At 69.4% G+C, this 19,302-nt stretch carries 20 protein-coding genes; 12 read left to right on the plus strand and 8 right to left on the minus strand.

Going from position 1 to position 19,302, the window contains the following annotated elements:
• Window positions 1–73 precede the first annotated feature (73 nt).
• From AC1DSA_RS06230 to AC1DSA_RS06250, 5 genes are all read left to right on the plus strand, one after another.
• The gene (locus AC1DSA_RS06230) at window positions 74–409 is read left to right on the plus strand and encodes a cupredoxin domain-containing protein (RefSeq protein WP_477887140.1); all 336 of its coding nucleotides are present in this window, start codon (window positions 74–76) and stop codon (window positions 407–409) included.
• Window positions 410–419: 10 nt separating this feature from the next.
• Complete coding sequence (locus tag AC1DSA_RS06235; protein ID WP_477887142.1) at window positions 420–1,238, plus strand: FTR1 family iron permease; 819 nt, start codon at window positions 420–422, stop codon at window positions 1,236–1,238.
• A gap of 34 nt (window positions 1,239–1,272) precedes the next feature.
• Window positions 1,273–2,019 carry a hypothetical protein gene (locus AC1DSA_RS06240; protein ID WP_477887144.1) on the plus strand — a complete coding sequence of 249 codons (747 nt, stop codon included), beginning with the start codon at window positions 1,273–1,275 and terminating at the stop codon, window positions 2,017–2,019.
• Between the two features lie 61 nt (window positions 2,020–2,080).
• The gene (locus AC1DSA_RS06245; RefSeq protein WP_477887146.1) at window positions 2,081–2,287 is read left to right on the plus strand and encodes a hypothetical protein; all 207 of its coding nucleotides are present in this window, start codon (window positions 2,081–2,083) and stop codon (window positions 2,285–2,287) included.
• A gap of 16 nt (window positions 2,288–2,303) precedes the next feature.
• Window positions 2,304–3,056 (plus strand): YoaK family protein, encoded by a 753-nt coding sequence (locus AC1DSA_RS06250; RefSeq protein WP_477887148.1) that lies wholly within the window; start codon window positions 2,304–2,306, stop codon window positions 3,054–3,056.
• 30 nt (window positions 3,057–3,086) lie between these two features.
• Here the strand turns inward: AC1DSA_RS06250 and AC1DSA_RS06255 are convergent, their stop codons facing one another.
• From AC1DSA_RS06255 to hyfB, 6 genes are read right to left on the minus strand one after another with little or no spacing between them, the layout of a single operon-like run.
• Window positions 3,087–3,611 carry an NADH-quinone oxidoreductase subunit B family protein gene (locus tag AC1DSA_RS06255; protein WP_477887150.1) on the minus strand — a complete coding sequence of 175 codons (525 nt, stop codon included), beginning with the start codon at window positions 3,609–3,611 and terminating at the stop codon, window positions 3,087–3,089.
• 26 nt (window positions 3,612–3,637) lie between these two features.
• Complete coding sequence (locus tag AC1DSA_RS06260; RefSeq protein ID WP_477887152.1) at window positions 3,638–5,191, minus strand: hydrogenase large subunit; 1,554 nt, start codon at window positions 5,189–5,191, stop codon at window positions 3,638–3,640.
• A gap of 4 nt (window positions 5,192–5,195) precedes the next feature.
• On the minus strand, window positions 5,196–6,650 hold the full coding sequence (locus AC1DSA_RS06265) for a hydrogenase 4 subunit F (RefSeq protein WP_477887154.1): 1,455 nt from the start codon (window positions 6,648–6,650) through the stop codon (window positions 5,196–5,198).
• 3 nt (window positions 6,651–6,653) lie between these two features.
• On the minus strand, window positions 6,654–7,313 hold the full coding sequence (locus tag AC1DSA_RS06270; RefSeq protein ID WP_477887156.1) for a formate hydrogenlyase: 660 nt from the start codon (window positions 7,311–7,313) through the stop codon (window positions 6,654–6,656).
• Window positions 7,306–8,262 carry a respiratory chain complex I subunit 1 family protein gene (locus tag AC1DSA_RS06275; RefSeq protein ID WP_477887158.1) on the minus strand — a complete coding sequence of 319 codons (957 nt, stop codon included), beginning with the start codon at window positions 8,260–8,262 and terminating at the stop codon, window positions 7,306–7,308. The genes AC1DSA_RS06270 and AC1DSA_RS06275 overlap by 8 nt, the downstream gene beginning before the upstream one ends.
• The gene (gene hyfB, locus AC1DSA_RS06280) at window positions 8,259–10,283 is read right to left on the minus strand and encodes a hydrogenase 4 subunit B (protein WP_477887160.1); all 2,025 of its coding nucleotides are present in this window, start codon (window positions 10,281–10,283) and stop codon (window positions 8,259–8,261) included. Before hyfB ends, AC1DSA_RS06275 begins: the two co-directional genes overlap by 4 nt.
• Before the next feature lie 272 nt (window positions 10,284–10,555).
• Here hyfB and AC1DSA_RS06285 point away from each other — a divergent pair, with 272 nt between their 5' ends.
• From AC1DSA_RS06285 to AC1DSA_RS06305, 5 genes are all read left to right on the plus strand, one after another.
• Window positions 10,556–10,786 (plus strand): DUF3460 family protein, encoded by a 231-nt coding sequence (locus AC1DSA_RS06285; protein ID WP_477887162.1) that lies wholly within the window; start codon window positions 10,556–10,558, stop codon window positions 10,784–10,786.
• 13 nt (window positions 10,787–10,799) lie between these two features.
• Window positions 10,800–11,660, plus strand: coding sequence for a segregation and condensation protein A (locus AC1DSA_RS06290; protein WP_477887164.1), 861 nt, complete (start codon window positions 10,800–10,802; stop codon window positions 11,658–11,660).
• A gap of 100 nt (window positions 11,661–11,760) precedes the next feature.
• On the plus strand, window positions 11,761–13,356 hold the full coding sequence (nadB, locus tag AC1DSA_RS06295; RefSeq protein ID WP_477887166.1) for an L-aspartate oxidase: 1,596 nt from the start codon (window positions 11,761–11,763) through the stop codon (window positions 13,354–13,356).
• 95 nt (window positions 13,357–13,451) lie between these two features.
• Entirely contained in the window at window positions 13,452–14,156 is a 705-nt protein-coding gene (locus AC1DSA_RS06300; protein ID WP_477887167.1) for a hypothetical protein, read from the plus strand.
• A 164-nt stretch (window positions 14,157–14,320) separates the two neighbouring features.
• Window positions 14,321–16,405: a hypothetical protein gene (locus AC1DSA_RS06305; RefSeq protein ID WP_477887169.1), complete on the plus strand. Its 2,085-nt coding sequence runs from the start codon at window positions 14,321–14,323 to the stop codon at window positions 16,403–16,405.
• Window positions 16,406–16,412: 7 nt separating this feature from the next.
• On the opposite strand, the gene nadA is transcribed toward AC1DSA_RS06305, so the two are convergent.
• Together nadA and nadC are read right to left on the minus strand one after the other, a co-directional pair.
• Window positions 16,413–17,531, minus strand: a complete 1,119-nt coding sequence (gene nadA, locus AC1DSA_RS06310; RefSeq protein ID WP_477887171.1) for a quinolinate synthase NadA — start codon at window positions 17,529–17,531, stop codon at window positions 16,413–16,415.
• Window positions 17,531–18,394: a carboxylating nicotinate-nucleotide diphosphorylase gene (nadC, locus tag AC1DSA_RS06315; protein WP_477887173.1), complete on the minus strand. Its 864-nt coding sequence runs from the start codon at window positions 18,392–18,394 to the stop codon at window positions 17,531–17,533. The genes nadA and nadC overlap by 1 nt, the downstream gene beginning before the upstream one ends.
• A gap of 80 nt (window positions 18,395–18,474) precedes the next feature.
• On the opposite strand from nadC, the gene AC1DSA_RS06320 reads away from it, so the two are divergent.
• Together AC1DSA_RS06320 and AC1DSA_RS06325 are read left to right on the plus strand one after the other, a co-directional pair.
• Window positions 18,475–18,873, plus strand: a complete 399-nt coding sequence (locus AC1DSA_RS06320; protein WP_477887175.1) for a PaaI family thioesterase — start codon at window positions 18,475–18,477, stop codon at window positions 18,871–18,873.
• Window positions 18,874–18,944: 71 nt separating this feature from the next.
• On the plus strand, window positions 18,945–19,262 hold the full coding sequence (locus AC1DSA_RS06325) for a thioredoxin family protein (protein WP_477887177.1): 318 nt from the start codon (window positions 18,945–18,947) through the stop codon (window positions 19,260–19,262).
• The last annotated feature ends 40 nt before the right edge of the window (window positions 19,263–19,302 follow it).

Raw genomic sequence — 19,302 nt, forward strand, 5'->3', positions numbered from 1 at the left:
TTCTTGTCTCCCGCTTGCAAATACGAACAATTCTCGTTTAGACTACGGGCAGTCCCAACAAGAAAGCCCCGTCATGTTCGCCGCCCGCCGCACCCTCTCCATCGCCTTTGCCGCCTCGCTCTTCTGCGGATGGGCTGGTGCCGCCGAGCCGGAATTCACCCTCGTCATCAAGAACCACCGGTTCGATCCTGCCGAGCTGAAGGTGCCGGCCGGGCAGCGCGTGAAGCTGGTCGTCGACAACCAGGACAGCACGCCGGAAGAGTTCGAGAGCCACAGCCTCAACCGCGAAAAGGTGATCCCCGGCGGCAAGAAGGCGTCCATCTTCATCGGTCCCCTGAAGCCCGGCCGCTACACCTTCTTCGGCGAGTACAACGAGAAGACGGCGCAGGGCGTCGTCATCGCCGAGTAGGGTCGCCGCCATGTTCGCCGCCGCCCTGATCGTCTTTCGCGAGTCCCTGGAAGCCGCGCTGTTCGTGGGCATCGTGGCGGCCGCCACGCGCCAGTTGACCGGTCGTGGCCGCTGGCTGTCCGCCGGCGTGTCGCTCGGCGTCCTGGGCGCGCTGCTGATGGGCTTCGCGGCACAGCACGTGAGCGACTGGTTCGACGGCCTCGGTCAGGACGTGGTCAACATCGCCGTCCTCTCGGTCGCCCTGGTGATGCTGCTGTGGCATTGCATCTGGGTGGCCGCCCACTCGCGCGAGATGGCCAGCGACGCCCGCCGGCTCGGCCAGTCGGTGCAGCAGGGCGACCGCAAGCCTTGGGCGCTGCTGGTGGCCGTGGCGCTGGCCGTGCTGCGCGAAGGCGCGGAGACGGTCCTGTTCGTCAGCGGCGCCATCACCGGCACCGACACCAGCGCCGGCACCGTGGTCGCTGCCGTGATCCTGGGCGTGGGCCTGGGCGTGGCGGCCGGCCTGGTGATCTACAGCGGCCTCGCCCGCATCTCGCCGCGCCACCTGTTCACCACCACCAACGTGCTGATCGCGATCCTGGCCGGCTCCATCGGCAGCCAGCTGGTGAAGTCGCTGGCGCAGGCCGGCTTCATCGAGCGTTGGACTTCCCCCCTATGGGACACCTCGTCCTGGCTGGCGCCGGATTCAGCGATTGGCACCCTGCTGCACGCGCTGGTCGGCTATGACGCCCGTCCCTCGGCGGCGCAGCTCGCCTCCTACCTCGCGGTGCTGGCCCTGATCTTCCTCGGCAACCGGCTGTTGCGACCTCGGCCGCAGCCCGCCCGCTGAGCGACCCCTTTCCCTTTTCACTTCCGGAGATTCCATGAACCACGCCACCCGCTGGCGGGTCGGGGCGAGCCTTGCCCTGTCCTGCCTGGTCCTGCCCGCCATGGCCGGCCCGGCCGACTATGTGCACACACCCACCGTGGAGGAAGGCGAGCGCGAGATCGAGTTCAAGTCGGGCACCGCCAAGAACCGCGACGGATCGCGCGAGTCCGAGTACGCCCTGAGCTTCGGCCTGGGCGTCAACTCCTGGTGGTTCACGGAGCTGGTGGCGAAGTGGCACAAGCAACCCGACATGAAGCACGACTTCGACGCCTGGGAATGGGAGAACAAGTTCCAGCTGACCGAGACCGGCAAGTACCCCGTCGACCTCGGCTTCCTGCTGGAGATCGAGCGGCCGAAGGACCGCAGCGAGGGCTACGAGTACAAGTGGGGCCCGCTGTTGCAGACGGAGTTCGGCAGCAAAGTGCAGGCGAACCTGAACCTGCTGATCGAGAAGCACATCCGCGCCGAGAACGCCGGCAAGGCGGAACTGGGCTACGAGTGGCAGCTGAAGTACCGCTGGCGGCCCGAGTTCGAATTCGGCGCGCAGGGCTTCGGCGACGTCGGCCCCTGGGACCACTGGGAGCCGCATTCCGAGCAGCCGCACAAGGCGGGGCCCGCGCTCTTCGGCCAGGTCCGCCTGGGCGCCCGGCAGGTGATCAAGTACAACGCCGCCGTGCTGATCGGCCTGACCGACGCGGCGCCGCGTCACACGCTGCGGCTGCAGGCGGAATACGAGTTCTGAGCGAACAGCTCTTTACCAACGCGACGGCGGGACGCCGTTGACGCTGCGTTAAGCTCACCGCATGCAGTTCCTGATCCGCGCGGCCGTCCTGGCCGTCCTCGCAAGCGCGCTCTCCGGCTGTGCCGTGGTCACCGTCGCGGGCGCCGCCGCCTCCGTCGCGGCGACGGCGGGCTCGCTGGCCGTGGATGCCGCCGTCGGCACCGTGAAGCTCACGGGCAAGGCGGTCGGCGCCGCCGCCGGCGCCGTCCTGCCCGGCGACAGCCAGTAAGGGCGGCCGCCGCGCGATGTTCGCGTTCATCCGCGGCTGGACCGACGTCGATCGCACCACGCAGGCCAACGTCCGGCTCGGAGCCTTCCTCGCCTTCGTCGCGGGCGCCACCAACGCCGGCGGCTTCCTCGCGGTGGGCCAGTACACCTCGCACATGTCCGGGATGCTGTCCTCGATCGCCGACAACCTCGTGCTGGGGCGGGTCACGCTGGCGATCGCCGCGGCCGGCGCCATCGTCGCCTTCATCGGCGGGGCCATGACGACCGCCGTGCTGGTGAATTGGGGCCTGCGCCGCCGCCTGCACAGTGCCTACGGGCTCCCGTTGTTCCTGGAATCGGTGGCCCTGCTGGTGTTCGGCGTCGCGGGCGCCTCCATCGGCGTCTTCGAGCCGCTGTTCCTGCCCCTCACCGTGGTGATCCTCTGCTACATCATGGGCCTGCAGAACGCGGTGATTACCAAGATTTCGCGGGCCGAGATACGGACCACCCACGTGACCGGACTGGTGACCGACATCGGCATCGAACTCGGCAAGCTGGTCTACATCAACCCGCGCGAGGCCGGCCGCGACCCGGTGCTGGCCAACCGCCAGAAGCTGCGCATCCACACGGTGCTGGTCAGCTGCTTCTTGGTGGGCGGTTTCGCCGGCGCCCTGGGCTTCAAGTACGTGGGCTTCGTGAGCACGGTGCCGCTCGCGATCGGGCTGTGGCTGCTCGCGCTGCGGCCCTTCCTGAAGGACGTGCGCCAGCACCTGCTGGCAGCCGGCCACTGAGGCGGCAAGTCGCCGCCGCGCCCCGCCCTGCTACGGCGCGGCCGGACGACAGCGCCGCACGGCCGTGAGGATGCCGCGCAGGATCTCGATCGGCGCCGGCGGGCAGCCCGGGATGGTGAGGTCCACCGGGATCACGCTGTCGACGCCGCCGCAGCTCGCATAGCTTTCGCCGAAGATCCCGCCGTCGCGGCCGCAGTCGCCCACGGCCACCACCAGCTTGGGTTCGGGCGTGGCGTCGTAGGTACGCCGCAGCGCCTGCTCCATGTTGCGTGACACCGGGCCGGTCACCAGCAGCATGTCGGCATGGCGGGGACTGGCCACGAACCTGATGCCCAGGCCCTCGATGTTGTAGTACGGGTTGCCCAGGGCATGGATCTCCAGCTCGCAGCCGTTGCAGGAGCCGGCGTCGACCTGCCGGATGGTCAGGGCCTGGCCGAGGATGGCCAGCAGCTCGCCCTGGATGCGCTGGGCCTCGACGCGCAGCGCGTCGCTGGACCCGGGTGGGGCTTCGGTGGCGATGCCGCCCCGGGCAATCTGCTTGACGATCTTCCACATGGCCGGGCCTCAGGATGGAAAGGGGCTCACAAGTCGTGTCCCGAGTAACTCAGGTTGAACGACTTGTTGATCAACGGGAAGTCGGGAACGATGTTGCCGATCACCGCGTGCTCGATCACCGGCCAGTTCTGCCAGGAAGGATCGTGGCAGTGGCAGCGCCGCACCTGCGCCTGGCCACCCTGCCCGTCCAGCTCCAGCGCCACCAGGATCTCGCCGCGCCAACCCTCGACCCAGCCAACGCCACGCGCCGCGCCAAGCGGAAGCTGCAGCTCGGTGCGCACCGGCCCTGCAGGCAATCCGGCCACGATGGCGCGGACCAGGCGCATGGATTCGACGATCTCGTCGAAACGGACGGCGACCCGGGCCGCGACGTCGCCGCCGGAATGGGTCACCGCCTTCACGGCCAGCGCGTCATAGGGAGCCCAGGGCTGGTCGCAGCGCAGGTCGCGCGCCTGGCCGCTGGCCCGGGCCGCCAGGCCGGTGAGTCCCAGCCGGGCCGCCAGGTCGACGCTGACACGGCCGGTGCCGGCGAAGCGGTCCTGCAGCCCCGCATGCTCGTCGTAGATGGTCCGCAGGGATTGCAGTTCGCCCGCAATCGCGTCGCATTGCGCCGCCAGCCGGCTCCCCGCGTCGGCGGCCAGGTCGAACGCGACGCCGGCGGGCACCACGCAGTCCATCATGAAGCGGTGGCCGAACACCTCCCCGGCCAGGCGCTGCCAGTCCTCCCTCAGGCGGGAGAACTGCGCCAGGGCCACGCCGAAGCCGGCGTCGTTGCCGAGCGCGCCCAGGTCACCCAGGTGGTTGGCCACCCGCTCCCGCTCCAGCAGCAGCGCACGCAGCCACTGCGCCCGTTGCGGGATCTCGCACGCGGCGGCCGATTCCAGCGCCATGCAGTAAGCCCAGGCATACGCCACCGTGGAATCACCGGAGACCCGCCCGGCCAGGCGGTAGCCCTCCAGGGGAGGCAATCCGGTGAAGCGCTGCTCGATGCCCTTGTGCGTGTAGCCCAGCCGCTCCTCCAGCCGCAGCACCTTTTCGCCGACCACGGAAAAGCGGAAGTGGCCGGGCTCGATGATGCCGGCATGCACCGGGCCGACGGCAATCTCGTGCACGCCATCGCCTTCGACCCGCACGAAGGGATAGTCGCGCACAGCACCGCCGTCCGGCTCGGAGCCGGCCCGATGCTGCAAGGGGAAGAAGCCGGCGGGCCAGGCGCCGTGGTTCAACCAGGGCCGGGTATCGGCCGCGCCCACGGCGCGCACGCCCGACAGGTCGGCAGCGGCCCGCTGCATGCGGCCGGCCGCCGGAAACAGCGCGGCCAGGTCGGGATAGAAAGGGTCGTCGTCCGTGGCGAGCGGCAGTTCGAGCCACAGCAGGCCACCCGCCAGCGCATAGGCGGCGTGGACCGCGGCGGCCCCCTGGGCGCCGCCCCCCGACGCCCACAGGGCCAGCAGACGGCCGCCCGCCTGCGCCACGGTGCCAGCCGCTGCCTGCCAGCCCGCGGCATCGATCACGCCGTGCCAGGTCGGCAGCGCGCCCGGCAGGCGCGAGAGCTCGGCGCGGATTTCCGGAATCAGCATCAGGTCATCCCCCCACCATCCGCGCCGCCTGCCGGTACCAGAGGTCCAGGTACGGCGGGACGTACAGGCCCAGCATCAGGCCCAGCCCCAGGTGGACGAACACCGGCAGCAGCGCCGGCGAATGGGCCAGCGGCCTGACCGATGTTTCGCCGAACACCATGGGCAGCACCTTCTTGAACACGGAGGCGAAAGCCACCGCCAGCGCCATCAGCAGGAAAGGCGTGGTCCAGGGCTGTTCACGCATGGCGGTGGTCAGGATCAGGAACTCGCTCGCGAACACGCCGAACGGCGGCATGCCGAGGATCGCCAGCGCGCCGAGCATCAGGCCCCAGGCGACCGTGGGGCTGACCTTGATCAGGCCGCGGATGTCCTCCATCACCTGCGTGCCCGCCTTCTGGCAGGCGTGGCCCACGGCATAGAAGATGGCGGACTTGATCAGGGAATGCACGGTCATGTGCAGCAGGCCGGCATAGCTGGCGACCGAGCCGCCCAGGCCGAACGCGAAGGTGATCAGCCCCATGTGCTCGATCGACGAATACGCGAACATGCGCTTGACGTCCCTCTGGCGCGACAGGAAGAACGCCGCGACCACCACCGACAGCAGCCCGAAGGCCACCATCAGCTGGCTGGCCAGCGCGCTTTGCAGGGCGCCGTCGGTCAGCACCTTGCAGCGCAGGACCGCGTACAGCGCCACGTTGAGCAGCAGGCCGGACAGCACGGCCGACACCGGGGTCGGACCTTCGGCATGGGCGTCGGGCAGCCAGTTGTGCAAGGGCACCAGGCCCACCTTGGTGCCGTAGCCGATGAACAGGAAGGCGAACGCCAGCGTGATGATGTTCGGATCCAGCTGCTGCTTCACTTCGGCCAGGTTGGTCCACAGCAGCCCGCCGCCATGCGGACCCAGCACCCGCTCCGACGCCATGTGCAGCAGCACCGTTCCCAGCAGCGCCAGCGCGATGCCGACGCCGCACAGGATGAAGTACTTCCAGGCCGCCTCCAGGCTGGCCGCGGTGCGGTAGACGCTGACCAGCAGCACGGTGGTGAGCGTGGCCGCCTCCATCGCGACCCACAGGATGCCCATGTTGTTGGTCGTCAGCGCCACCAGCATGGTGGCGCTGAACAGCTGGTACATGCTGTGGTACAGGCGCAGGCGCGGCGGCGTCATCTTGCCGTGGTCGCGCTCCACCCGCATGTAGGGGCGCGAGAAGATCGCCGTGGTCAGGCCGACGAACGCGGTGAGCGTGACCAGGAACACGTTGAGGGGATCGATGAAGAACTGCCGGTCGAGCGCGAACAGGGGGCCGCCGGAAATCACCTGCGCCGTCAGCACGCAGGCCGCCAGGAAGGTGCCCAGGCTGAATGCCACGTTGATGTCGCCGGCCCGGTCCCGGTGCCCGGCCAGGGCCAGCACCGCGCTGCCGAGGACCGGGATGCCGAGGACGAAGTAGACGGCGTTCAAGGATCAGTCTTCCTTGAGCTTTTCGAGGTGGTGGATGTCCAGGCTGTCGAACTGCTCGCGGATCTGGAACATGAACACGCCCAGGATCAGGATGCCGACCAGCACGTCCAGTGCGATGCCGAACTCCACGATCATGGGCATGCCGTTGGTGGCGGCGGTGGCGGCGAAGATCAGCCCGTTTTCCATCGACAGGAAGCCGATCACCTGCGGCACGGCGCGCGACCGGGTGATCATCATCAGRAACGCCAGCAGCACGCAGGCCAGCGCGATGCCCATCGAGCCACCGGCAATCGAGGCAGACAGGCGCGAGACCGGCAAGGCCAGGCTGAAGGAAAAGATCACCAGGGCGATGCCCACGATCATCAGGGTGGGCACGTTGATCAGCGGCTCCACGTCCCAGCGCACGTTCAGCCTGCGGATCACGCGGTACAGCAGCCAGGGAATCAGCATCACCTTGAGCACCAGCGTCAGGCCGGCCGAGACGTAGAGGTCCTGGTTGTCGCCCGCGTATCCCAGCAGCACGGATGCCGCGACCAGCGCCGCGCCCTGCAGCGCGAACAGGTTGATCAGCGAGGCGATGCGGCGCTGCGAGATCATGGCGAAGGAGAGCAGCAGGATGACCGCGGCCAGGAGGTTGATCAGCTGGGGGATGAATCTAGCCACCGCCGACCCCGAGCAGGATGCTGACCAGCAGGCCGATCACCGCCAGCATGAAGGCCGTGGCAAGGAACTCCGGCACGCGGAAGATCCGCATCTTGGCGCTGACGCCTTCCAGGAACGCGAGCAGCGCGCCGCCGATGGCGAGCTTGAGCACGAGCACCGGCATCGCCAGCACCAGCGCCAGCGGCGCGCCGGCCTCGGCCACGCCCCAGGGAAAGAACAGCGCCAGGCCCATGCACGAATAGGCGAACATCTTGAGGCTGGCGGCCCACTCCATCAAGGCCAGGTGCCGGCCCGAGTATTCGAGGATCAGCGCCTCGTGGATCATGGTCAGTTCCAGGTGGGTCGCCGGGTTGTCCACCGGAATGCGGGCGTTTTCGGCCAGCGAGATCATGGTGAAGGCGACGCCGGCGAACGCCAGGCTCGGATAGATCGCCAGTTCACGGTGGGCCAGCGTTTCCACGATCGTGGTGAGCGAGGTGGACCTGGAGATCAGCGAGGCGCAGAAGAACACCATCAGCAGCGCGGGTTCAGCCAGGAAGCCGATGAACATCTCGCGCCGGGCGCCCAGCGTGCCGAAGGCGGTGCCCACGTCCATCGCCGCCAGGCTGATGAACACCCGGGCCAGCGCGAACAGCCCGACCAGCGCGATTGCGTCCGCCGCTGGAGACAGCGGCAGGTCGGTCGACAGCGTGGGAACGATGGCGCTGGCCAGCGCCATGCAGCCGAAGACGATGTAGGGCGCGGCGCGGAACAGCGATGAGGCGTTGTCCGCGAGCACGGAGTCCTTGTTGAACAGCTTGTGCAGCACCTGGTAGGGCTGCACCAGCGGCGGCGCCGACTTGTTCTGCAGCCAGGCGCGGCACATGTTGACCCAGCCCGTGAGGAGGGGCGCGAGCAGCAGGGCCGCGGCAATCGCCAGCACTTGCGACAGGGTGCCCAGCCAGCTCATCGCATCACCCACAGCAGCACGGCGATCAGCGTGAGGAAGCTGTACAGCAGGTAGACCGCGATGCGGCCCTGCTGCAGGAGGCCGATGGCGCGCGAGAGGCGCTCGACGCCGGCCGCGATCGGCAGGTAGATCCAGTGCCAGAAGTGGTCGCCTATCGCCACCCGGTACCTGGGATGGGCGTCGAAGGGCGATGGCAATTCCCGCTCCATCCGGAACAAGGGTTCGAAGATCTGCCGGATCGGCTGGCCGAAGCCTTCCGCGGTGTCCTGGATGCGCGCGGTCTGCCATGGGAAGCCGCAATCCCAGGCCGGGGAGCGCCGCAGGCGACCGTGATAGAGACGGCGCACGAGCACCCAGGCGAGCACGGACCCGGCGGCCACCCCGAGCAGGAAAAGGACTGGTCCGTAGCTGGCCCGGTCGATGTCCACCGGAACCAGCAGCCAGCCGCCGGCGGCCACGGTGGTTCCCAGGCCGGCGCCGGTGAGCTGCCGGGTCACCGGATCGATCAAGGCGATGAACTGGACCGGCAGCAGTCCGAGAGCCAGGCAGCCCGCCACCAGCCAGAGCATGCCCAGCCGCTCCCAGCCGCCGGCATCGTGCGCCCGCGACAGCGCCTCCTCGCGCGGCTGGCCCAGGAACACGACGCCGAAGAATTTGACCATCACGTAACCCGACAAGGCCGACACCAGGGCGATCAGCGCCGCCACCACCGGGATCAGCATGTTCAGAAAGGAACTGGGCAGGCCCGGGGTGAACAGGAAGCTTTGCAGCAGCAGCCATTCGGAGACGAAGCCCGCGAGCGGCGGCAGGCCGGCGCAGGCCAGGGCGCCGACCAGGGTGAGCCACGCGACCCAGGGCATGTAGCGGATCAGGCCGCCGAGCTTGCCGAGGCTGCGCTCGCCGGTCGCGTGCAGCACAGCGCCGGTCCCCAGGAACAGGAGGCTCTTGAAGAACGCATGGCTGGCGACGTGGTACAGGGCGGCGGTGAGCGCCAGCGCCGCCATCGGCTTCATGTCATAGGCGGAGAACAGCACGGCCAGCCCGATGCCCGCGAACAGCAGGCCGATGTTCTCGATCGACGAATAGGCCAGCAGGCGCTTCATGTCGACCTGCGCGGCCGCAAAGACCACGCCGAACAGGGCGCTGGCCAGCCCCAGGGCGAGCAGCACCACGCCCCACCACCAGACCTGCCCATGGAGCAGGTCAAAGGAAACGCGCAGCACGCCGTAGACGGCGGTCTTGAGCATCACCGCGCTCATCAGCGCGGAAACTGGCGAGGGTGCCGCCGGGTGGGCTTCGGGCAACCAGACGTGCAGGGGCACCAGGCCGGCCTTGGCGCCGAACCCGAGCAGCGCCAGCAGGAACGCCGCCGAGGCCCAGAAGCTCGTGTGCGACTGGGCCCGCATGTTCGCAAAGGTGTAGTCGCCAGTGTCCGCCTGCAGGACGCCGAAGCACAGGAGGATGCCCAGGGCACCGATGTGCGCGATCAGCAGGTAGAGGTAGCCGGCGCTGCGGATCTCGGGGATCCGGTGGTTGGCGATCACCAGGAAGAACGAGGACAGCGCCATCGTCTCCCACATCACCATGAAGGCATAGGCGTCGTCGGCCAGCACCACCAGCGCCATGCTGGCCAGGAACACGTGGTACTCCAGGCAGAGCAGTCCCGGCGGCGTGCCCTCGCCCTTGCGGAAATAGCCCGCGGCAAACGCCGAAACCCCGGCCGACGCGCCCGCGATCACCGTCAGGAAGAACGCCGACAGGCTGTCCAGCCGCAGGTGGAAGGGCAATCCGGGCAGCCCCAGCGGCAGGGTCGCCACTTCGGGGGTGTCGAAGGCGGCGCTCAGCGCCAGCCCGAACAGCGCCAGCGAGATCACGCCGCCCGCGGGAAACAGGATGCGGGCCACCAGCGCCAGCCGGCGCAGGGCCAGCACGCCCAGCACACCCACCAGCAGCCAGGCCGAAATGGCGAGCAGCACCCAGTCGAGATGGAGCCACCGGTTGGGCGCGAGGACTTCGGTCATGAGGGCCGACTGGCCTCGCCGCCTGCAATCCGGTGCGACGCACTGCGTCCGGCCCGTTGTCTGCAGCCCATCGTCACAACCGAACCCCGCACCCTGAACAGCAAGGCGTCCATGATCAGCAAAGTGTAAGCCACTGATCAGTTGCGCCCCCCACCAGCTGGCGCAGCTTCCTGCCGCTGCATCCGTCCGCTGGACCCCTTGCCTCGTAGGCTCAGCGTGCCCGCCAACGCACCCCGGAAAGTCCCCGATGGACCTCAACGTAAAATGCCCGGATGGCCAGCCTGCTCCAACGTATCTTCCGCCGTCCCGACTACCGTTCCGACGTCACCCAGTTCATCGACCAGCTGAAGACGGACAAGCCGGAGCTGGAAGCGCAGCAACGCGCCGGCCGCTCGATCTGGTGGGACAAGCTCCTGGACCGCGACCAGCTGGCCGAGTGGAAGCTGGCGCGCGTGCCGCAGAAGCCGTACGTGTACGGCGACGATCCCCGCCAGCGCCGCTGACGCTGCCGGCTCCATGGACAGCGGCGAAACCGTCCTGCCCGAGCTGCCGGAGCCCCCGGCCGCGGAGGAAACCGGCTTGCCCGACGTGGTGGACCAGGTCGCGCTCGCCCGCCTGTACGGCGAGCCGCTGTTCGCGCTGCCCACGGACCTGTACATCCCGCCCGATGCGCTGGAGATCTTCCTCGAGGCCTTCGAGGGCCCGCTGGACCTGCTGCTGTACCTGATCCGCAAGCAGAACTTCAACATCCTCGACATCCCGATGGCGGCGGTGACCCGCCAGTACCTGGTGTACGTGGACGAGATCCGCGTGCGCAACCTGGAACTGGCGGCCGAATACCTGCTGATGGCCGCGATGCTGATCGAGATCAAGTCGCGCATGCTGCTGCCGCCCAAGAAGACGGCGGACGGCGAGGAAGCCGAGGATCCGCGCGCCGAACTCGTGCGGCGCCTGCTGGAATACGAGCAGATGAAGGCCGCCGCCTTCCGCCTGAACGAGATGCCGCAGCTGGGGCGAGACGTGCTGCGGGCGCAGGTCTACATCGAGCAGTCGCTGGCGCCGCGCTTTCCCGACGTGGAGATCGCCGACCTGCAGGAGGCCTGGCGCGACATCCTGCGGCGGGCCCGGCTGGTCCAGCACCACAAGATCACGCGCGAGGAACTGTCGGTGCGCGAGCACATGAGCATGGTCCTGAAGAAGCTGCAGGGCCGCAAGTTCGTCGAGTTCGAGAACCTGTTCGACGTCAACCGCGGCGTGCAGGTGCTGATCGTCACCTTCATCGCCACCCTGGAGCTCGCCAAGGAAAACCTGATCGAGCTGACGCAGGCGGAGGCCTACGCCCCGATCTACGTCCGGCTTGCCTACCAACCCGCATGATGGACTCCCCCCCGAAGCGGCCTGCGGCCGCCTCCCCCTCGAGGGGGCGCCCCCAGCGGCCCGGCAAAGCCGGTTCCGCGGCGGGCCTGGAAGGTTCCCGATGCCCTCCCGTGGAAACACCTTGATCACTCGCGATTTCGACGTCCTCATCGTCGGCAGCGGCCTCGCCGGCCTGTCCGCCGCGCTGCACCTGGCGCCCACGCACCGCGTGGCCATCCTCACCAAGCGCTCGATGAGCGACGGGTCGAGCGGCTGGGCCCAGGGCGGTATCGCCGCCGTCATGGACCGCAGCGACAGCTTCGACAGCCACGTCGACGACACGCTGGTGGCCGGCGCCGGGCTGTCCGATCCCGCTGCCACCCGCTTCGTGGTCGAGCACGCGCCGGAAAGCGTGGAATGGCTGCAGAGCCTGGGCGTGCCCTTCTCCGAGGAGGACGGCCACCTGCACCTGACGCGCGAGGGCGGCCACAGCGCGCGCCGCATCGTGCACGTGACCGATGCCACCGGCGCGGCGGTGCAGCAGACGCTGATCCAGCGCGTCAAGCACACGCCCAACATCACCATGCTGGAACACCACATGCTGGTGGACCTCATCCTGGCCGGCAAGCTGGGGATGCAGCCCAATCGCTGCCTGGGCCTGTACGCGCTGGACGAGACGACCGACGAGGTCATCACGTTCCGTGCACCGCACACGATCCTCGCCACCGGCGGCGCCGGCAAGGTGTACCTGTACACGACCAATCCCGACACGGCCACGGGTGACGGCATCGCCGCCGCCTGGCGCGCAGGCTGCCGGGTGACGAACATGGAGTTCATCCAGTTCCACCCGACCTGCCTGTACCACCCGCACGTCAAGAACTTCCTGATCTCGGAAGCGGTGCGCGGCGAAGGTGGCCGCCTGATGCTGCCGGACGGCACGCGCTTCATGCCCAATCACGACCCGCGCCTGGAACTGGCGCCGCGCGACGTGGTGGCGCGCGCGATCGACTTCGAGATGAAGAAGCACGGCCTGGACTGCGTGCTGCTGGACATCTCGCACCAGCCGGCGGCATTCATCAAGGAACACTTTCCCAACATCTACGCGCGCTGCCTGGACCTGGGCATCGACATCACGCGCCAGCCCATTCCGGTGGTGCCGGCCGCGCACTACACCTGCGGAGGCATCCACACCGACCTGTCCGGCCGCACCGACGTGCCCGGCCTGCACGCGATCGGCGAGACGGCGTACACCGGCCTGCACGGCGCCAACCGGCTGGCCAGCAATTCGCTGGTGGAATGCATGGTGTTCGCCCGCTCCGCGTCCACCGACATCCTCGCCACGCCGATGCCGGCCACGCCCGACGTGCCGCAGTGGGACGACAGCCGCGTGACCGATGCCGACGAATCGGTCGTGATCTCGCACAACTGGGACGAGCTGCGCCGCTTCATGTGGGACTACGTGGGGATCGTGCGCACCAACAAGCGCCTGGACCGGGCCGCGCACCGCATCAAGCTGCTGCAGGAGGAGATCCAGGAGTTCTACAGCGCCTTCCACGTCACGCGCGACCTGCTGGAGCTGCGCAACCTGGTGACGGTCGCCGACCTGATCGTGCGCTCGGCCCAGTCGCGCCACGAAAGCCGCGGCCTGCATTTCAGCCGCGACTATCCGCAGATGGCGGACGTCGCGGTGCCGACCATCCTCGAACCCGCGCGCTGACGTTCCACGGCCGGCGCGCACGCCGCCGTGGCCGGATGGCGACACTGTTCGCGTGAGGGTGGTGCGGCACGGCTGAGCTTGCTATAACGGCCCGCATGCTGCTGAGCCGCCTGCTTTCCGTGCTTGCCTGCACCGCCTGCCTGTTTGCCGCCCCGGCGCACGCCATGGAGTTCCACCTGGTGGGCGACACCCTGGTCATGTCCGGGCCGGTGGACGGCACCGACCTCGCGCGCTTGCGTGACCAACTGGTGGACCACAAGATCAAGCTGGTGCTGCTGCACCAGAGCCCCGGCGGCGACCTCTGGAACGGCTACCAGCTTGGCGTGCGCATCCGCGACGAGGGCCTGCCCACCGCCGTGTCGGGCAAGTGCGAGTCGGCCTGCGGGCTGATCTTCCTGAGCGGCTCGCATCGCTTCTTCAGCGACGGCCGGCCGATCGCGGAGACCATGGTGGGCCTGCACGGCGCGCACACGACGGACACGCGACAGACCCTGCCGGAGCTGAGTCCCCGCATGGCCTACGTGATCAGCACGCTGACGCAGCGCAAGTACCCGCCCGACCTGCTGGAACGCACGGTCTACCCGCGCAACGCGGACGACATGGTCTACACCTTCCACCCCGGCCGGTACGCGCCGACGGCCAGCGCCCGCGGCGTGGTGGAGTGCCTCAAGCAGCCCGATGCGAAGTTCCAGTGCAAGATGGTCGACGGCGTGGACGGCCTGGGCATCGGCGTCCTCACGGACCCGGAAGTTCTCACGCTGCCACCGAACGTGAAGCAGCTGCTGGAGCAGCTGTCCTGATGGACACACAGGAGCGTCCTGCGCCCTGAACCACAGACGGGGCGCTGCTCGCCGGGCGGGCCGCACCGGCCGTCCGGCGCGGTCCGGGCACCCGAGCGCACCGGCGCACACTCGACACGCAGGCTGCCGCGGCGGCCCGCCCCGGCGATCGGCAAGGAGGAGGAATGGGGACCATGTGGCACTCGGCGCAGGCGATGAAGCAGCTCGCGACCGCGCTGCTCGCGCTCGCGCTGGCGGCCATCGCGATCACGTACGCGGCCAACCAGAAGTCGGTCACGCTCCAGGGACCGGGAGCGCTGCAGGCGATCGACGAGAACACCGTGTGGCTGGGCGTCAACGAGGAACTCTGGATCCTGGACCGCACGGGCCGCCGCACCGGCATGCGCAGCGCGCGCTCCCTCGGCTTCAGCGAAGCGGTCAGCAACATCGCGCTCGCGCCGCAGCAGCAGGCCCTGCTCACCAGCCGCGGGGATCGCGACTGGCAGCTGGTCGATCGCGCCCTGCTGGCGCCGGTTCGCACCATCACGCCGCAGTGGCCCGCGGATTTCGCCGGCAAGGAGCTGCGCGCCCTGCACGTCGTGGTCTCGCCCCAGGGCGACATCGCGGTGGCCACCGGCGGCGGCCACGCCGTCCTGCTGTTCGACCGCGACGGACGACTCAAGGCGCGGACGGCAGCGGGCACCTACCACTTCACCAACGGCCTGTGGTGGTCGGCCGAAGGCTGGTGGACCACGGACACCAACCGCTTCCGCCTGGTGCTGCTCGATGCGGCGACGCTGGCGGTGAAGTCGGTCGTGGCGCTGCCGGCGGCGCCGGCCGGACACCCGTTCCTCGGCGAAGCGATCGCCTCGCAGGGCAGCCCGCTGCCGGGCACGCAGCAGGCGCCGCTCGCCACGCTCACGCGCATGGGGCACTGGATGGAACCGGGACACGCCGTGGACGTCTTCCCGGACGGCAGCCAGGTCCTCTTCCAGACGCAGCCGATCGCGCAACTGCGGGACATCACCTGGTTCGATGGCCGCCTGCTGGTGGTGGACGGCGAGGACTTCAGCGTGCAGCGCTTCGGGCCGGACCGCACCGCGGATGCGCCCTTCGGCGATCCGCAGGTGCGCACCCTGCTGCGCCAGATGCGCGACGACCGCCGGTTCTGGCGCACGCTCGGCTCGCGGTATGCGTTCCTGGTGGCCGCGCTGCTGCTGGCGGCGGGAATGGGGGCGTACGCGCGCCATCGCCGGCTCGCGAGCCGCGCCGTGGCGGCGGCCCGCGAGGGCGGACACGCCGTCACGGGCGCCGCCTCGCCGCAGGAGCTGGCGCGCCAGCGCATCCGGGTCTACGGCGTGCCGTGGGCCGTGCGGCTGCTGGTGCTGTTGCTCGCGCTGTTCGTGCTGTTCCCCTTGCTGCATTGGTGGCTGATCGGGCCGCGGCCGCTGGACCTGGGCGCGTCGCTGCGCCTGCTGCTGCTGTGCGTGCTGGTGCCCGCCACCCTCGCGGCACTCTGGCAGCAGCGCCGCCACGAGCGCCTCGCCGCGAACGCCGCCTACGAGCCGGCCCTGAACCACCGCGCGGTCAGTTGGCTGCGCGACCACGACGACTTCGACCGCGTGAAGCTGGAAGGCGAGGTGCCGCGGGAGACGGTGTTCGTGACGGGATGGCGCCAGCGCTGGCTGCTGGTCACCAACCGGCGGATCCTGCTGTTCGTGGCCTCGGCGCGCGAGCGCCAGCTGGTGAGCGAATGGCCGCGGCGTTCGGTGGTGTACGCCGGCCCGCCGTCGCAAGCCCCCGCTGGCCCCAGGCGCTCACCCTGGCTGCGGCTGCTGCTGCCTGCGCCCAACCTCGCGCTCACCTTCACCACGGGCACCACCTTGCAGCTGCGCTGCGCCAGCACCGCGAGCGCTCACCGCGTGGCGCAGCTGCTCATGTCCTCGCCGGCGATTCCGGATGAAACGGTCGCGCTCCCGGGTGGGCTCACCGTCACCGGCCCGAGGCGCTGGCATGAAGTGCTGGCCTCCTTCCTCGTACCGGGCACGGGCCAATGGCTGCAGGGGCGCTTCAGCACCGGCCTCGTGCTGTTCACCGCGGCCCTGCTGCTGGCGATCTACGAATGGTGGCCGGTGGCCTGGGCGCTCCAGGGCCCCAAGATGGAGGTGTCCAGCCTCAGCATCGCCTGGGCCCTGGCCACCTGGGCGCTGCTCGCACTCGTGGCGGGCAGTGACGCGTGGCACTTCAGCACCACGCGCAGGCTGCGGTGAGGCGCCTTCAGGCGGCGCCGATGTTGGGGACCAGCGCCCCGGCCGGCTGACCCGCCCGGAGCGCGGCGGTGAACGCCAGCATGCGCTCGATCGGCAGCCGCGCGCGGTCGATCACGGCGGCATCCACGTTCACCTCGTTGGCCCCCGTTTCCAGCACATGCGCGAGGCCCGCCAGCCCGTTCATGGCCATCCAGGGGCAGTGCGCGCAGCTTTTGCAGGTGGCGCTGTTGCCGGCGGTGGGCGCCTCGATGAACACCTTGCCGGGGTTCATGGTGCGCAGCTTGTGCATCATGCCGTTGTCGGTGGCGACGATGAACTCCTTCGCGTCCATCTCGCGCGCGGCCCTGAGGATCGCGGAGGTGGAACCCACGGCGTCCGCCAGCGCAACGACGTCGGCCGGCGATTCCGGGTGCACCAGCACCTTGGCGTTGGGGTACTGCTTCTTCAGGTCCTGCAGCTCGAAGGCCTTGAACTCGTCGTGCACGATGCACGCGCCGTTCCAGAACACCATGTCGGCGCCCGTCTCGCGCTGGATGTAGCTGCCCAGGTGCTTGTCGGGCGCCCACAGGATCTTGTGGCCCTTGGTCTTCAATGCGTTCACGATGTCCAGCGCGCAGCTGGAGGTGACCAGCCAGTCCGAGCGCGCCTTCACGGCGGCACTGGTGTTGGCGTAGACGACGACCGTGCGGTCCGGGTGCTGCTTGCAGAACGCATCGAACTCGTCCTCCGGGCAACCCAGGTCCAGCGAGCAGGTGGCGTCCAGGTCGGGCATCAGCACGCGCTTTTCCGGCGACAGGATCTTCGCCGTCTCGCCCATGAACTTCACGCCCGAGACCACCAGCGTCTGCGCCGCGTGGTCGCGGCCGAAGCGCGCCATCTCCAGCGAGTCGCTGACGATGCCGCCGGTCTCCTCGGCCAGGTCCTGCAGGTCCGGATGCACGTAGTAGTGCGACACCATGACGGCGTTGCGCTCTTTCAGCAGCCGCCTGATCTTCTCCTTGAGCGCCGTGCGCTCGGCCGGCGCCGGCTCGGGCGGCACGCGGGCCCAGGCATGCTTGGTATCGCAGGTGTTTCCGGGCAGGGGATGTTCGTATTCGACATCCTTGATGGGGATCACAGCACTCATCAGATCTCTTTCAGCCGCATGGAAAAGTCCGTGGCCTTCACGTCCTTCGTCAGGGTCCCGATGGAGATGCGGTCGACGCCGGTCTCCGCAAGGGCGCGCAGGCCTTCCAGCGTGACGCCTCCCGAGATCTCCAGGATCGCGCGGCCGGCATTGATGCGCACGGCCTCGCGCAGCGTAGTCAGGTCCATGTTGTCCAGCAGGACCATGGTGGCGCCGGCGCCCAGCGCTTCCTGCAGTTGCGCCAGGGTCTCGACCTCGATCTCGATGAAGGTGGCGCGGGCAGCGACCCGTTGCGCCTCGCGCAGCACCGGCGTCACGCCCCCAGCCGCGGCGATGTGGTTTTCCTTGATCAGCACCGCGTCGTACAGGCCGATGCGGTGGTTGGTGCCGCCGCCCGTGCGCACCGCGTACTTCTGTGCGAGCCGCAAGCCGGGCAGCGTCTTGCGCGTGTCCACGATGTGGGCGCGTGTGCCGCGCACGGCCTCCACGTAGGTGGCCGTCTTGGTCGCCACGGCGCTGAGCAGCTGCAGGAAGTTGAGCGCCGTGCGCTCCGCGGTAAGCAGGCCGCGCGCCTGGCCTTCGATTTCCAGCACGACCTGGTCGCGTTCGCAGCGCTCGCCTTCGCGCACCAGCCAGCGCACCTGGGCCGCCGGATCCACCTTCCGTAGCGCGGCCTCGGCCCAGGGGCCGCCGCAGATCACGGCGCTTTCGCGGGCCAGCACGCGCGCCCGTGCGCGGCGCGCCGGATCGACCAGCGCCGCGGTCAGGTCGCCGTCGCCGACGTCCTCTGCCAGCGCGCGCGCCGCGTCGGCGCGGGCCAGGTCGGCGATGGCGGCGGGCGAAAAATCGAACAGGGCACTCATGCCGGGAGCATAAGCCAAGCCCGCGTCCCTGCTGGCGCGCGGGACTCCCCGGCGCTACAGTGCCGGCCGGAGGACCGTGCATGAACCTGGACCAGCTGCAGAAACTGCTGCACCCGCTCTTTCCCGGCTTGATGGGGGTGCAGCTCACCGAGGCGACACCGGAACGGGTGGTCGCGACCATGCGCGTCCGCCCCGAGCTCTGCACCGCCGGCGGCATCCTGCACGGCGGCGCGCACATGGCGTTTGCCGACACGCTGGGCGCGGTGGGCACGGTGCTGAACCTGCCGCAGGGCAAGCGGACCACCACCACCGATTCCAGCACCAAGTTCATCGGCGGCGCGAAGGTCGACACCATCGTGACGGGCGAGAGCGTGGCCCTGCACCGCGGCCGCACCACCATGGTCTGGCAGACCACCATCCGCAACGCCGAAGGCAAGCTCTGCTCGGTGGTCACCCAGACGCAGCTGGTCCTGGATTAGCCAGCGCCTCCGACAGGCCCCGTCGGGGGCCTCCGACGGCGGACGGTCGCCGCCGGCCCGACAATGGAGCCATGGAAACGAGCTACGCGACGAGCGCGCCCACGCGTGACGAAGTGGATGCGCTGGCTGGAGCCACCGTGCTGGAGTTCGGCACCGGCTGGTGCGGCTGGTGCCGGGCGGCGCAGCCGCTGATCGCGGGCGCTTTCGCGTCCCATCCCGGCCTGCGCCACATCAAGGTGGAGGACGGCCCCGGCCGGCCGCTGGGCCGCAGCTTCCGGGTGAAGCTGTGGCCGACCCTGGTGTTCCTGAAGGACGGCCGGGAACTCGCCCGCGTCACGCGCCCGGCCAATCTCGACGAGCTGCGCAACGCGATGAAGACGATCGCCTGAGCGCTGTTCCGGCCGGAGGCCGGAGCGCGCGGCGCCGCGG

Source organism: Ramlibacter sp. P4_H7 (assembly GCF_056400765.1).

Bases quoted from the DNA above. Each gene is read 5' to 3' on its own strand.
- AC1DSA_RS06230 (WP_477887140.1), top strand. From the start codon at position 74: ATGTTCGCCGCCCGCCGCACCCTCTCCATCGCCTTTGCCGCCTCGCTC.
- AC1DSA_RS06235 (WP_477887142.1), top strand. From the start codon at position 420: ATGTTCGCCGCCGCCCTGATCGTCTTTCGCGAGTCCCTGGAAGCCGCG.
- AC1DSA_RS06240 (WP_477887144.1), top strand. From the start codon at position 1,273: ATGAACCACGCCACCCGCTGGCGGGTCGGGGCGAGCCTTGCCCTGTCC.
- AC1DSA_RS06245 (WP_477887146.1), top strand. From the start codon at position 2,081: ATGCAGTTCCTGATCCGCGCGGCCGTCCTGGCCGTCCTCGCAAGCGCG.
- AC1DSA_RS06250 (WP_477887148.1), top strand. From the start codon at position 2,304: ATGTTCGCGTTCATCCGCGGCTGGACCGACGTCGATCGCACCACGCAG.
- AC1DSA_RS06255 (WP_477887150.1), bottom strand. From the start codon at position 3,611: ATGTGGAAGATCGTCAAGCAGATTGCCCGGGGCGGCATCGCCACCGAA.
- AC1DSA_RS06260 (WP_477887152.1), bottom strand. From the start codon at position 5,191: ATGCTGATTCCGGAAATCCGCGCCGAGCTCTCGCGCCTGCCGGGCGCG.
- AC1DSA_RS06275 (WP_477887158.1), bottom strand. From the start codon at position 8,262: ATGAGCTGGCTGGGCACCCTGTCGCAAGTGCTGGCGATTGCCGCGGCC.
- hyfB (WP_477887160.1), bottom strand. From the start codon at position 10,283: ATGACCGAAGTCCTCGCGCCCAACCGGTGGCTCCATCTCGACTGGGTG.
- AC1DSA_RS06285 (WP_477887162.1), top strand. From the start codon at position 10,556: ATGGCCAGCCTGCTCCAACGTATCTTCCGCCGTCCCGACTACCGTTCC.
- AC1DSA_RS06290 (WP_477887164.1), top strand. From the start codon at position 10,800: ATGGACAGCGGCGAAACCGTCCTGCCCGAGCTGCCGGAGCCCCCGGCC.
- nadB (WP_477887166.1), top strand. From the start codon at position 11,761: ATGCCCTCCCGTGGAAACACCTTGATCACTCGCGATTTCGACGTCCTC.
- AC1DSA_RS06300 (WP_477887167.1), top strand. From the start codon at position 13,452: ATGCTGCTGAGCCGCCTGCTTTCCGTGCTTGCCTGCACCGCCTGCCTG.
- AC1DSA_RS06305 (WP_477887169.1), top strand. From the start codon at position 14,321: ATGGGGACCATGTGGCACTCGGCGCAGGCGATGAAGCAGCTCGCGACC.
- nadA (WP_477887171.1), bottom strand. From the start codon at position 17,531: ATGAGTGCTGTGATCCCCATCAAGGATGTCGAATACGAACATCCCCTG.
- nadC (WP_477887173.1), bottom strand. From the start codon at position 18,394: ATGAGTGCCCTGTTCGATTTTTCGCCCGCCGCCATCGCCGACCTGGCC.
- AC1DSA_RS06320 (WP_477887175.1), top strand. From the start codon at position 18,475: ATGAACCTGGACCAGCTGCAGAAACTGCTGCACCCGCTCTTTCCCGGC.
- AC1DSA_RS06325 (WP_477887177.1), top strand. From the start codon at position 18,945: ATGGAAACGAGCTACGCGACGAGCGCGCCCACGCGTGACGAAGTGGAT.